12 protein-coding genes and 1 pseudogene are annotated in these 12,944 nt (G+C 62.5%); 6 read left to right on the top strand and 7 right to left on the bottom strand.

All coding sequences use genetic code 11. The features are described 5' to 3' along the window. Positions 1-104 precede the first annotated feature (104 nt). From K4A76_RS08235 to K4A76_RS08225, 3 genes are all read left to right on the top strand, one after another. Positions 105-926 carry an ion transporter gene (locus tag K4A76_RS08235; RefSeq protein ID WP_274411914.1) on the top strand — a complete coding sequence of 274 codons (822 nt, stop codon included), beginning with the start codon at positions 105-107 and terminating at the stop codon, positions 924-926. Between the two features lie 208 nt (positions 927-1,134). Next, a complete protein-coding gene (locus K4A76_RS08230) occupies positions 1,135-2,136 on the top strand; it encodes a sulfate ABC transporter substrate-binding protein (RefSeq protein ID WP_274411913.1) in 1,002 nt (333 codons plus the stop codon). A 145-nt stretch (positions 2,137-2,281) separates the two neighbouring features. Continuing rightward, positions 2,282-4,306: a mechanosensitive ion channel family protein gene (locus K4A76_RS08225; protein WP_274411912.1), complete on the top strand. Its 2,025-nt coding sequence runs from the start codon at positions 2,282-2,284 to the stop codon at positions 4,304-4,306. A gap of 119 nt (positions 4,307-4,425) precedes the next feature. Here K4A76_RS08225 and K4A76_RS08220 read toward each other — a convergent pair whose 3' ends face one another. Both K4A76_RS08220 and K4A76_RS08215 read right to left on the bottom strand, forming a co-directional pair. Continuing rightward, positions 4,426-5,352 carry a class I SAM-dependent methyltransferase gene (locus K4A76_RS08220; protein WP_274411911.1) on the bottom strand — a complete coding sequence of 309 codons (927 nt, stop codon included), beginning with the start codon at positions 5,350-5,352 and terminating at the stop codon, positions 4,426-4,428. A 136-nt stretch (positions 5,353-5,488) separates the two neighbouring features. Continuing rightward, entirely contained in the window at positions 5,489-6,388 is a 900-nt protein-coding gene (locus tag K4A76_RS08215; RefSeq protein WP_274411910.1) for a DMT family transporter, read from the bottom strand. A 133-nt stretch (positions 6,389-6,521) separates the two neighbouring features. Between K4A76_RS08215 and K4A76_RS08210 the strand changes: the two genes are divergently transcribed. The 3 genes from K4A76_RS08210 to K4A76_RS08200 all read left to right on the top strand — a co-directional run bounded on the left by K4A76_RS08210 (position 6,522) and on the right by K4A76_RS08200 (position 9,718). Beyond that, the gene (locus K4A76_RS08210; protein WP_274411909.1) at positions 6,522-6,971 is read left to right on the top strand and encodes an Lrp/AsnC family transcriptional regulator; all 450 of its coding nucleotides are present in this window, start codon (positions 6,522-6,524) and stop codon (positions 6,969-6,971) included. Between the two features lie 469 nt (positions 6,972-7,440). After that, positions 7,441-8,973 carry an NCS1 family nucleobase:cation symporter-1 gene (locus K4A76_RS08205; RefSeq protein ID WP_009681948.1) on the top strand — a complete coding sequence of 511 codons (1,533 nt, stop codon included), beginning with the start codon at positions 7,441-7,443 and terminating at the stop codon, positions 8,971-8,973. A gap of 16 nt (positions 8,974-8,989) precedes the next feature. Beyond that, on the top strand, positions 8,990-9,718 hold the full coding sequence (locus K4A76_RS08200; protein WP_161891739.1) for an aspartate/glutamate racemase family protein: 729 nt from the start codon (positions 8,990-8,992) through the stop codon (positions 9,716-9,718). Positions 9,719-9,891: 173 nt separating this feature from the next. Here K4A76_RS08200 and K4A76_RS08195 read toward each other — a convergent pair whose 3' ends face one another. From K4A76_RS08195 to K4A76_RS08175, 5 genes and pseudogenes are all read right to left on the bottom strand, one after another. Beyond that, positions 9,892-10,554: a histidine phosphatase family protein gene (locus K4A76_RS08195; protein ID WP_274411908.1), complete on the bottom strand. Its 663-nt coding sequence runs from the start codon at positions 10,552-10,554 to the stop codon at positions 9,892-9,894. Positions 10,555-10,787: 233 nt separating this feature from the next. Further along, entirely contained in the window at positions 10,788-11,126 is a 339-nt protein-coding gene (locus tag K4A76_RS08190; protein WP_274411907.1) for an FKBP-type peptidyl-prolyl cis-trans isomerase, read from the bottom strand. A gap of 145 nt (positions 11,127-11,271) precedes the next feature. Continuing rightward, positions 11,272-11,679, bottom strand: a complete 408-nt coding sequence (locus K4A76_RS08185) for a GFA family protein (RefSeq protein WP_274412275.1) — start codon at positions 11,677-11,679, stop codon at positions 11,272-11,274. A 164-nt stretch (positions 11,680-11,843) separates the two neighbouring features. Further along, a complete protein-coding gene (locus K4A76_RS08180) occupies positions 11,844-12,632 on the bottom strand; it encodes a PhzF family phenazine biosynthesis protein (RefSeq protein ID WP_274411906.1) in 789 nt (262 codons plus the stop codon). Between the two features lie 104 nt (positions 12,633-12,736). Continuing rightward, positions 12,737-12,892, bottom strand: a pseudogene (locus K4A76_RS08175) (2-hydroxyacid dehydrogenase); the annotation flags it as partial. Between the last annotated feature and the right edge of the window lie 52 nt (positions 12,893-12,944).

Genomic DNA, 12,944 nt, shown 5'->3' with positions numbered 1-12,944 from the left:
GTCGGGAAACTGACAGAAATATCAGTTGCATTCGCAGGTAACCAATTGCAGATGGGCAATCAATCCTTCTAGGCTTCCCACTTCAGTACTACGAGCCAATAAACATGCCTGTATCGCAATCCCTAAGGGAACGCCTCTACATCATGGTCTTCCAGACCGACACCGTGGCTGGAAGGCGCTTCGACAAGATCCTCCTACTGATCATCCTCGCCAGCCTGGTCACGGTGATCCTCGACAGCATCGACGAAGTGCACCAGGGCTACGCCGGCCTGCTGGCCGGTATCGAATGGGGCTTTACCGCGATCTTCCTGGCCGAGTACCTCACCCGCCTGTACTGCTCGCCCAAGCCGCTGCGCTACGCCTTCAGTTTCTATGGGCTGGTCGATTTACTGGCGATCGTGCCGGGGATCATCGCGCTCTACTACAGCGACGCCCAATACCTGCTGATCGTCCGCGTCATCCGCATGCTGCGGATCTTCCGCGTGCTCAAGCTCAGCCCCTACCTCAAGCAGGCCCATTACCTGATCGACGCGCTGCGCGGTAGCAAGCAGAAGATCATCGTGTTTCTGGTCACGGTATCGACCTTGGTCACGGTCTTCGGCACGCTGATGTATGTGATCGAAGGGCCGGAGCACGGTTTCACCAGCATTCCCAAGGGCATCTACTGGGCGATCGTCACCCTGACCACCGTGGGCTTTGGCGACATCGTGCCGAAGACGCCTTTGGGGCAGGTAATTTCGTCGATGGTGATGATCATCGGTTATTCGATCATTGCCGTGCCGACCGGGATCTTTACCGCAGAGCTGGCCAACGCCATGCGGGGTGAGCAGCTGCAGCATGATTGCCCGGTCTGCAAGAAAAAGACCCATGAACAAAGCGCGGCGTTCTGCTCGCGGTGCGGGAATGGGCTATTCCCCAAAGCGTGAAAGCGCCTGCGCCGGCCTCTTCGCGGGTAAACCCGCTCCTACAACAGGCCCGGACCGTGCGCGGTCCCGTAGGAGCGGGTTTACCCGCGAAGAGGCCGGCACAGGCAGAAGCATAACCAAAGCATTTTTTGTTCTTTAACCCGCACAAATCCACCCGCTATAGTCGCTGGCAATCTGCCTCGATCACCGCCAAGTACAAGGAAGCAACGTGAAAAGACTCTTCACCGCCTCGCTGCTCGCCGCAGGCCTGGCCTTGGGCAACATCGCCCAGGCCGCCCCTACCCTGCTCAACGTCTCCTACGACGTGATGCGCGACTTCTACAAGGACTACAACCCAGCCTTCCAGAAACACTGGCACGCCGAGCACAACGAGAAGGTCAACGTGCAAATGTCCTTCGGCGGCTCCAGCAAGCAGGCGCGTGCGGTGATCGATGGCCTGCCGGCCGACGTCATCACCATGAACATGGCCACCGACATCAACGCCCTGGTCGACAATGGCAAGCTGGTGCCGGACAACTGGGTCACCCGCCTGCCGAACAACAGCGCGCCGTTCACCTCGGCCACCGTGTTCATCGTGCGCAAGGGCAACCCTAAAGCGCTGAAAGACTGGCCCGACCTGCTGAAGGACGGCGTGCAGGTGATCGTGCCCAACCCGAAAACCTCGGGCAATGGCCGCTACACGTACCTCTCGGCCTGGGGTTACGTGCTCAAGCAGGGCGGTGACGAAGCCAAGGCCAAGGATTTCGTTGGCAAGCTGTTCAGACAGGCCCCGGTGCTGGATACCGGCGGCCGGGCCGCTACCACCACGTTCATGACCAACCAGATCGGCGACGTGCTGGTGACCTTCGAAAACGAAGCCGAAATGATCGCCCGCGAGTTTGGCCGCGACCAGTTCGAGGTGGTCTACCCGAGCGTGTCGGCCGAGGCCGAGCCACCGGTGACTGTGGTCGACAAGGTGGTGGCCAGGAAAGGCACCCAGGCCGTGGCCGAGGAATACCTCAAGTACCTGTGGTCGCCAGAGGCCCAGGAGATCGCCGCCAACAACTACCTGCGCCCACGCGATGCAACCGTGCTGGCCAAGTACACCGACCGCTTCCCGAAAGTCGACTTCCTGTCGGTGGAAAAGACCTTCGGTGACTGGCGCACCGTGCAGAAGACCCACTTCAACGATGGTGGCGTGTTTGACCAGATCTATACCGACAAGCAGTAATTGATTCAGGCAGGCTTGGCCTATTCGCGACTGAAGCCGCGAATAGGCCAGCCCAGACAACCCACCCAATCGAACTTTCCCACCCCTGCAGCCTCAGTTCCCTGAGTAACCCTGCCCCGCTCACCCCGGCCCAAGGAGTACTCCAGTGCTGCGTTTCCTCTCGACCCTGCTGCTCGGCTGCCTGTTGAGCACTCACCTGCTGGCTGCCGACCCCGTCCCCAGCGAAGACCCACCCGCCGAACCCGAGCCAGTCTTGCAAGGCGGCCTGCTGGGCGCCCTGGCCGATGGCCTGGACAGCGCTGCCCGGCAGATGGACCTCGACGCCCACCTGGTTGACGCCTGGCGCCTGCGCACCGACCGCGCCGCCCAGGAAGTGGAGCGCCTGGTCGACCGCCATTCGGCCAGTGACTCACTGCACCTGGCAGGCAACTTCCTGCTCCTGACCCTCACCTGGGGGGCCGCGTTCGGCCTGCTTGGCGGTGGTGGGCGCTGGGTCGCCAAACGGGTGTCGCGCCGCCCTTGGCTGCGCGAGCACAAACGCGTCAGTGGCCTGCTGGGGTACCTGTTGCCCTACACCTTGCCAGCCCTGGCCAGCCTGCCCGTGACGCTCTATGTGAGCCGCTTCCTCGACCCCTCCGTGGCACGCGCGCTTGGCCTGAGCCTGGCTTATGCGACCAGCAGCGGGCTGTTCTCGACGTCGATCATCCTCTGCCTGATCACCCTGTTCGACGCTGGCCGTAAACGCCCCGCCGTGGCGGTGATCAAGCGCCTGGCGCCACGGCCGCTGTTCCTCATCGGCTTCCTTGCCGCCTGGAGCGACGCCCTGACCAGCCCGCAGATCGCCCGCCAGCTTGGCGGCAACATCACCGCCAGCGTCGCGGTGGTCACCGGCCTGACTGCCACCTTCATCTTCGCCAGCCTGGTGATCCGCCTGCGGCGCCCGGTCGCCCACTTGATCCGCAACCGCGCGTACAAAGACCGGGTACAACACCGCGCCGTGCAGGAAACCCTGCGCATTTTCTCGACACTGTGGTACCTGCCAATCCTGCTGATGATCCTGGTCTCGGCAGTCAACCTGGTAGGTGCCGGTGCCGAAAGCCAGAAAGCCCTGCAGAACGCGCTGCTGACCACCGTGCTATTGGTCTCGACGCTGTTCCTCAGCACCTTGCTGCAACACTTGCTGGCCCCCCGCGAAAGCGACCCAGCGCAGCGGGTGCGGCCCTACAAGGAACTGCTGCGCAGCCTCGCCCACGCCCTGCTGCGCATTGCCATGGCAGTGGCCTTCATCGAGCTGCTGGGGCGCATCTGGGGGTTCTCGGTGATCGACTTCGCCCTCAGCAACCGCCTGGGCCAGGCGATCAGCAACTCGCTGTCGAGCATCGGCCTGATCCTGTTGGTCACCTGGCTGCTGTGGGTGGTGCTCGATACGGCAATCCAGGAAGCGCTAAAGCCAGCTGCCGGGCGCCGCAACGCACGCCAGCCTAGCACGCGGGTGCGGACCATTTTGCCGATGCTGCGCAACGCCATCAAAGTGATCCTGATCGTGATCTGCACCATCACCACCATGGCCAACCTGGGCATCAACGTAGCGCCGCTGCTGGCCGGTGCCGGGGTGATCGGCCTGGCCATTGGCTTCGGCTCGCAGCAACTGGTCCAGGATGTGATTACCGGGTTATTCATCCTGATCGAAGACACCATCTCCATCGGCGACTGGGTGGTGCTGGACTCCGGCCATGCCGGAACCGTAGAAAGCCTGACCATCCGCACCCTGCGCCTGCGCGATGGCAAGGGCTTCGTGCATTCGGTGCCGTTCGGCCAGATCAAGGCGGTTACCAACCAGTCACGGCAGTTCGCCTATGCGTTCTTTTCGGTGCAGTTCACCTATGACAGTGATGTGGACGCGTCACTGGCGCTGATTCATGAGGTAGGCCAGTCGATCAGCGAAGACCCCCTGCTGCGCATCAACTTGCAGGGGCCGCTGCAGGTCTTCGGTGTGGACCGCATGGACTTGAACGGGTTTGTCCTGACAGCGCAGTTCCGCACCATTTCCGGTGGGCAGTATGCGGTGAGCCGTGCGTTCAACGAGCGGCTGAAGAAGCGGGTGGACCAGACTGAGAATGTGAGTTTTGCCCAAGTGTATCCGCTGCCGGTACAGGCTCTGGGGGCTTGACGTTACCTGTACCGGCCTCTTCGCGGGCTTGCCCGCTCCCACAGGATCACCACACGTCCTAATGCTGTGGAGTACCTGTGGGAGCGGGCAAGCCCGCGAATGGGCCGCCACGAGCAACATCACACCTGGCGGAATACCAGAGCCTTGAGCCCGCCCGCCGGGTCCACATCCGGAAACTCCGGCGGGTTCTCCAGCCGCTCGACAAAGCCCAGCGAAGGCGCCTGCTCGGCCATCCCCTCGATCAAAAATTCCGGCCCGATCCCCGGGTCGTTCACGCACGCCAGCACCGTCCCACCCGCGCTCAACAACTCCGGCAAACGCCGCAGGATCTTCGCGTAATCCTGGGTCAGCACGAAGCTGCCGCGCTGGAAAGTCGGCGGGTCGATGATGATCAGGTCATAAGGGCCGTACTTGCGTACCTTGCCCCAGGACTTGAACAGCTCATGCCCCAGGTAGGCCACCCGCGAGGCGTCGTGACCATTGAGGCGGTGGTTGTCCCGGCCGCGCCCCAGGGCCGACTTGGCCATGTCCAGGTTCACCACCTGCTCGGCCCCACCGGCCACCGCTGCCACCGAAAAGCCGCAGGTGTAGGCGAACAGGTTCAGTACCCGCTTGCCCGCCGCCTGCTCACGCACCCAGCGGCGGCCATAGCGCATATCGAGGAACAGACCGTTGTTCTGCCGCACGCCCAGGTCCAGCAGGTAGGTCAGGCCGTCCTCGACCACTTCGCGTTGCTGGGAGGGTTCGCCCAGCAACCACTGGCCCGGGCTGTCAGGCAGGTAGCGGTGCTGGATGATGATGGCCTGGCCGGTCCACTGTGGGCGCTCGGCCAGGTTGCGCAACATCGTCTCCAGCTCGGCCAGCTGGCCTTCGGGCGGTTCGCGGAACAGGGCGACCGACAGCACCCCCTGCAGCCAATCGACCGTGATCTGCTCCAGGCCCGCCCAGCAGCGGCCGCGGCCGTGGAACAGGCGGCGGGTTTCCTGCGGTGCAGGGTCGAGGGCGGCGAGCAGGTGTTGCTCGAGGGTGGCGATTGGGGATGTCATGACAGGTCGCAGGCTGGCAAAAGCGGCATTCTACCCGCTGAGGCCGCTTCGCAGGCAAACCAGCTAGCGCACAAATTTCAAGCCCTGTGCAGTACCTGTAGGAGCTGGCTTGCCTGCGAAAGGGAGCTTCGCGGCCTCAATGGCCCTTGATGACCAACGACTTGGGTCTGAACCACCACCCCTGCTGCATCCCTGCCGCCGCCAGCAGGATCAACGCCACCCCCAGCCATTGCAGCGGCGTCAGGCGGTGGTCGAAGGCCACCCAGTCGACCAGGATCGCTGCAATGGGGTAGATGAATGACAACGCCCCAGTCAATGCCGTGGGCAAGCGCTGGATGGCGCTATACAGCAATACATACATCAGGCCGGTGTGCACAACCCCCAACGTCAGCAAACTGGCCAGCGCCGGCATTTCACCCGGCAGGCCGCCCAGCTTGGCCCAGGGTACCAGCAACACCACGCCGGTGCTCACCTGGATCAACGCGATAAGATGCGGCGGCGTACCGCTAAGCCGCTTGATGATCAATGCCGCGATGGCGTACAACAGCGCCGCGCCCAACGCCAGGGCAATGCCCAGCAGGTAGTCCTCGCCACCCCCCTGCGCGGCGCCATGGGCACTGACGATGGCCAGCATGCCGAGGAACGCCACGCTCAGCCAGCTCAGCTTGGCCAAGGTGATTTTTTCACCCAGAAACAACGCCGCCAAGCCCACCAGCATGAACGGCTGCACGTTGTACACCGCGGTACCGATGGCAATCGACGCCCGCGAATACGAGGCAAACAACAGCAACCAGTTGCCGACGATGGCCACGCCGCTGGCTATCGCCAGCAGCAGCGCCGGGCGGCTGATCACGCCGGGGCGCAGAAAGCCGAACGCGGCACAGATGACCAGCAAGGCCACGGCACCGAACACGCAGCGCCAGAACACCACCTCCAGTACCGGCAGGCCGGACGCCAGCACGAACCAGCCGATGGTCCCGGAAATCAGCATGGCCGCTACCATTTCCAGCGACCCCCGGCGCAATGAATTGTCCATCCCACACCTCCTCTCGTCGATGGCAACAGTATGCAGAGGGCCGCGCGCGACCTTCCAGCCGATTAGCAAGGCAAACTCATAATTTTGCCTTTACTATCAAGGCAAATTACGCCACCTACCCTTTGAGGTGCACATGACCGACGCCATCGACCAACTGTTGATCAACGCGCTGATGGAGGACTCGCGCCGCTCGCTCAAGGCCCTGGCGCAGGTAAGTGGGCTGTCTGCCCCCAGCGTCGGCGAGCGTTTGCGCAGGCTGGAGGAACGTGGGGTGTTGCGCGGGTACACGGTCAATGTCGACCCACGTGCCTTCGGCTACCAGTTGCAAGCCATCGTGCGTATCCGCCCACTGCCCGGGCAATTGCAGGAAGTCGAGCGGCAGATCATTGCCATCCCCGAATTCACCGAGTGCGACAAGGTCACCGGCGAGGACTGCTTCATCGCCAGGCTGCATGTGCGCTCGATGGAGCAGCTGGACACCCTGCTGGACCGCATCAATGTGTTGGCCGAGACCAACACCGCAATCATCAAGAAGAGCCCGGTCAAACGGCGGTTGCCGCCGATGGCGCCAGCACAACCCTGACTGAGGGGCCGGCGCGCAGGGAAAGGTGAAAGCTGACTATTTTTTGTACACAAGAATGTCACCTTAAGTGCCATTTTTGTGTGCAGTTCTACAGGCGGCGCCCCAATACGTTACACCCCCATGACAACTAATTTTGACCATTTGATCAAGTTATCGTGCAAACCAAAAAATAAACTTGTTCAAATGGTCAATTTATAACGCCTGTATTTCAGCTAGTTATCCCACACCTAACTCAATCCTGAAAAATCCACTACCAAGAACTGGATTCTATCTGGCACAGAAATGGCTTTTGTGTGCTTATGTTTTGTATACAACTTAAACAAAACATAAATACACAATAACCTGCGGCGCCGACCCAATACCGGCCGCCGCGCCTACAACCCTGTGATGCCAACGCTGCATAGACGAGATGGCGAGCCCGTGCGCATGCCCGCTCATCGCAGTCCATGTGCATCAGGAGCCCGCCGGAATGAGTAGCAGCCTCGATCTTGCCCCTGAACAATCCGTCGTCAGCACCCACCCCAATTCCACCCTTGCCGGCCAGCATCCCGAACTGGCCCTGAGCCCACGCCTGCATAACCGCGACCTTGCCCCCACGCGAAGCGAAGGCCGGCGTTGGGGTGGCTATAGCATCTTCGCGTTGTGGACCAACGATGTGCACAACATTGCCAACTATTCATTCGCCATGGGCTTGTTCGCCCTCGGCCTCGGTGGCTGGCAAATTCTGTTGTCGTTGGCCATTGGCGCCGCGCTGGTGTACTTCTTCATGAACTTGTCCGGTTACATGGGGCAAAAAACCGGGGTGCCGTTCCCGGTCATCAGCCGCATCGCCTTCGGTATCCATGGTGCACAGCTTCCGGCGCTGATCCGGGCGATCATCGCCATCGCCTGGTTCGGCATTCAGACTTACCTGGCCTCGGTCGTGCTGCGGGTACTCCTTACCGCCGTATGGCCGCACATGGCCGCCTACGACCACGACAGCATTCTTGGCCTGTCGAGCCTGGGCTGGGTGTGTTTCGTGGCGATCTGGCTGGTGCAGCTGGTGATTCTTGCCTACGGCATGGAAATGGTACGCCGCTACGAAGGCTTCGCTGGCCCGGTGATTTTGCTGACCGTGGCAGCGCTGGCGGTGTTCATGTACGCCCAGGCTGACGCGCGTATCGCCTGGTCGGTGGCCGAGCCCCTGACCGGCTACGAGATGTGGCGCAACATCTTCGCCGGCGGCGCCCTGTGGCTGGCGATCTACGGCACCCTGGTGCTGAACTTCTGCGACTTCGCCCGCTCCTCGCCATGCCGCAAGACCATCCGCGTCGGCAATTTCTGGGGGCTGCCGGTGAACATCCTGGTGTTCGCGGTGATCACCGTGGTGCTTTGCGGTGCGCAATTCCAGATCAACGGGCAGGTCATCGACAGCCCCACGCAAATCGTCGCCGCCATTCCCAGCACCCCCTTCCTGGTACTGGGCTGCCTGGCGTTCCTGATCGTCACTGTGGCGGTCAATATCATGGCCAACTTCGTCGCCCCGGCCTTCGTCCTCAGCAACCTGGCGCCGCGCCACCTGAACTTCCGCCGTGCCGGGCTGATCAGCGCCACCGTGGCGGTACTGATCCTGCCGTGGAACCTGTACAACAGCCCGCTGGTGATCGTGTACTTCCTGTCGGGGCTGGGCGCCCTGCTCGGCCCGCTGTACGGGGTGATCATGTCCGACTACTGGCTGCTGCGCAAAGGCTGCATCAACGTGCCGCAGCTGTACAGCGAAGACCCGGCCGGCGCTTACCACTACAGCAAAGGCATCAACCTGCGCGCCGTGGCCGCGTTCCTGCCGGCCGCACTGCTGGCCATCGTGCTGGCCCTGGTGCCCAACTTCCACAGTGTGGCGCCGTTTTCCTGGCTGATAGGGGCCGGCATCGCCGCCGCACTCTACCTGCTGATCGCGCCGCGCAACCGCCAGTACCACGATGTCAGCGGCGAGTGCATCGCCGTCGACCACAGCAGCCATTAATCAGGGAAGACTGCCCATGCGTATTCTGATCGCCAACGTCAACACCACCGCAGCCATCACCGAGGCCATTGCCGAACAGGCCCGTACGGTAGCCGCGCCCGGCACCGAGATCGTCGGCCTCACCCCCTGGTTCGGCGCCGAATCGGTGGAAGGCAATTTTGAAAGCTACCTGGCAGCCATTGCGGTGATGGACCGGGTATTGGCCTACGAGGGCCCCTACGACGCCGTGATCCAGGCCGGTTATGGCGAACACGGCCGCGAAGGCCTGCAGGAGCTGCTGAATGTGCCGGTGGTAGACATCACCGATGCCGCTGCCAGCACGGCAATGTACCTGGGCCATGCCTATTCGGTGGTAACGACCCTGGACCGTACCGTACCGCTGATCGAAGACCGCCTGAAGCTTTCTGGCCTGTATGACCGCTGCGCCTCAGTGCGGGCCAGCGGGCTGGCGGTACTGGAGCTGGAAGCCGACCCACAGCGTGCCGTAGAGGCGATTGTGGAGCAGGCCGAACGCGCCGTACGCGAAGACAAGGCCGAGGTGATTTGCCTGGGTTGCGGCGGCATGGCCGGGCTGGACGAGCAGATCCGCCAGCGCACCGGGGTGCCGGTGGTGGATGGGGTGAGTGCGGCGGTGACCATTGCCGAGTCGCTGGTGCGCATGGGGTTGAGTACCTCCAAGGTGCGCACCTATGCCACGCCGCGGGTGAAGAAGGTGGTGGGTTGGCCGATGCGGTTCGGCCGCTAGTCCTTTAGTTGCCAGTACCGGCCTCTTCGCGGGCACGCCCGCTCCCACAGGGCCCCCACAGCCTTCAGGCTTGTGGTTATCTTGTGGGAGCGGGCGTGCCCGCGAAGAGGCCGGCACAGGCCAACACATCACCCGGGCCAACCGCTGCACTGCCACAGCCAAGGACTAAACCCTCATGTCGGGCAGCTATGCGCTCCGTCATTCAAACCCTGGCGCACGTTACGGCTGAGCAGGGTGGCCTTGCCGTCATGCCAGGTGAGGGTCAGTACGTAAAGGGTGTCAAAGTCATCGCCACTCCAGTCCTCGGTAATCACCCGGTCATCACCCAGGGCCTTGCCGGCCACGGTGTTGAGCAGTTCCGGCAGGTAGCCGTGGGACCAGGCGGTGTACACTGTCGCGTTGCGGTATTTGTCGCTCAGCAACTCATCGGCCAGCTCATCGGTGTCGTTGGCGCCGTAGTCGATGTTCACCGGCAGACCGAGGCGGATGGCGCTGGGGGTAATGGTCATCAGCGGGCGGATATAGCTATAGCTTTCGTCCATGCTGCCTTCCTCGACATGCCGCGAAGGGTTGGCGGCAAACACGAAGTCCGCCTTGCCGAAGCGCTCGGGCAGCAGCGTGGCCAGGTCCAGCGCCCGGTTGAGGCCCTGGCAGTTCAACTGGCCCAAGCCCTCGCCCGGTTTCTCGGCATGGCGCAGGAACACCAGCGTCTGGGTGCCATCCACCGGTTGCGCGCGGCTTTCGACAGCCTCCAGCGCCAGCGGCACGGCGACAGCTGTAAGCACCAGGCTCAGCAGCAGGTGACGGCGACGGCGGAAGAATGTTGGCAACTTCATCAAGGCAGGCTCGTGTGGCAGAGAAATCGGGTTACCCGCCACATCGCCCCGGCAATTGCGGGACGCCATCAGTAGTGAATGCCATCCTTGGCAACGAGTGAGGGTCAGAGTGCCCTGAACCCGTTTGGTTCCTCCCTGGAGGTGGATGCCGTTCCCTAGGCAAGGCCTAGACTAGGGGATGGGTGTTGCCGAATTGTGTAAGGCTCAAGAAACTCGCGTTGCAAAACGGCCGCTCAATCATCCCGCGTCAGCACTTCCAGCAACTCGATCTCGAAGGTCAGGGCCGAATTCGGCGCAATCGCCCCAACACTGCGCTCGCCATAGCCCAGGTGCGCCGGAACCAGCAGCTTGCGTTTGCCGCCCACGCGCATGCCCATCAGGCCCTGGTCCCAGCCTTTGATCACCCGGCCGGTGCCGATCACGCACTGGAACGGCTTGCCGCGCGACCAGGACGAATCGAACTCACTGCCATCGGCCAGCCAGCCGGTGTACTGGGTAGTGATCAGGGCGCCTTTGACGGCGGCTTTGCCGTCCCCCTCGACCAGTTCGATGATCTGCAGTTCTTGGCTCACGGGCATACTCCAACGCTTGAAAACAAAGCCGCCCTTTTCTCAGGAATGCATCGGTTTGGCAAGCGCGCGTGGTGTTTCGTGCTGGCGCTTCGACCACAGCACACCGCCCAAATGTTTGCCGAGTGGCTGCTGGCGCAGGCCTGAATCAGCTGTTCTGCTCGAAGACTTCCTCGCCGGTCAGTTCCTTGGTCTGGTTGGCGAAGCAGTACCAGGCGGGTTTCTCTTCGACGAAAATCTGCATGTTGAAATCCCAGTCCTGGTCGCCCTCGAGCAGGCCGACCGGTATGGCATGGAAGTCGTTGGCCTTGAGCCGGTAGTACAAGTGCGTGCCGCACTGGCCGCAAAAAGCACGCTGTGCCCAGTCCGACGAGTCATAAACGCTGGGTGCACGCCCCTCGATCAGCGGGGGCTTGCTGCAATCAACCACCAGCATCGGGCCACCGGCCCACTTGCGGCACATGCTGCAATGGCAGGCGCTGATGTGGGTATTGTCGACAGTGACAGTAAGCCGGGTGGCGCCGCACAGGCAGGTGCCGTGTTTTTCCAGGGCCATGGCTGGCTCCTTGAACAGGGGTTGGGCCATGTAGGAGCGGCCTTGTGTCGCGATCGGGCTGCAAAGCAGCCCCCGGATTGACGCATCAACGCGAAAATCGAGGGGCCGCGTTGCGGCCCGATCGCGACACAAGGCCGCTCCTACAGGCAGACGGTGTCAGCCTGTTAAATATAGACAGTTCCGCGCAGGTACAACGCCGCCCGCCCGCTGATGATCACCCGGCCATTACCCGGCACTTCACACAGCAACTGCCCTTTGCGCGCCCCGCCCTGCTCGCACGCCAGCACCTGCTTGCCCAGCCGCTCGGCCCACACTGGCGCGAGCGAGGTATGCGCCGAACCCGTCACCGGGTCTTCGTTCACACCCACGTTGGGGCCGAACCAGCGGGTGACGAAATCAAAACCACGCCCTGCTGCAGTCACGGCAATGCCGCGCACATCGAAGGCCGACAGTGCAACGAAGTCTGGCTTCAGGGTATCGAGCAGCAATGCGTCATCGATCACCACCACATAGTCGTCACTGCGGTACAGCGCCTGCGCCTGGCTCAGGCCCAGCGCTTGCAGCAGGCCCTGCGGCATCTCTTCGGCGAGCGGTTGCTTGGCCGGGAAGTCCATGGCCAACAGGCCGTCCGCACCGCGGCTGACGCGCAGTTCGCCACTGCGGGTATTGAAACGCAGCACCTGCGCCTGCTCGCCCAGTTGCTCGAACAGTACGTAGGCCGAGGCCAAGGTGGCGTGGCCGCACAGGTCGACTTCCACGGCCGGGGTGAACCAACGCAGGTCGTAGGTTTCGCCATTGCGCACGAAGTAGGCGGTTTCCGACAGGTTGTTCTCTTCGGCAATGCGTTGCAGTACATCGTCCGGCAGCCAGCTTTGCAGGGGAATCACAGCTGCCGGGTTGCCGCCGAACGGCTCAGCGGAAAAGGCATCGACCTGGAAGATTTCGAGTTGCATGCACACGCTCCTTGTTGCCTGGGCGCTGCCAGGCAGATGTCTGAATAGGGTTACGGGCGTACCGGCGTCAATACCGGCTCACCGGCAAAGAACGCCTGCAGGTTGCGCAGCACCAGGGCCTGGGTGTGTTTGGCGTGGCGCCGAATGGCATCAGCCCGCTCTTGGGGTGATGGGGCACGGATCAGGCGGTAACCGGCCTGCTCCAGCAAAGGCAGGCAATCATCGACGGTTTCCGCCAGTACCAGGACTGTCTTGTGCATGCCACCTCCGTTCGCGAAGGGGCATTATGCGGACTCACACTACAGTACAGTC

It is taken from the genome of Pseudomonas sp. NEEL19 (genome assembly GCF_028751975.1).
GTDB lineage: Bacteria > Pseudomonadota > Gammaproteobacteria > Pseudomonadales > Pseudomonadaceae > Aquipseudomonas > Aquipseudomonas juntendi.
The sequence above is the reverse complement of the archived record's forward strand: the minus strand, read 5'-3'. Positions and strand labels throughout refer to the sequence as shown.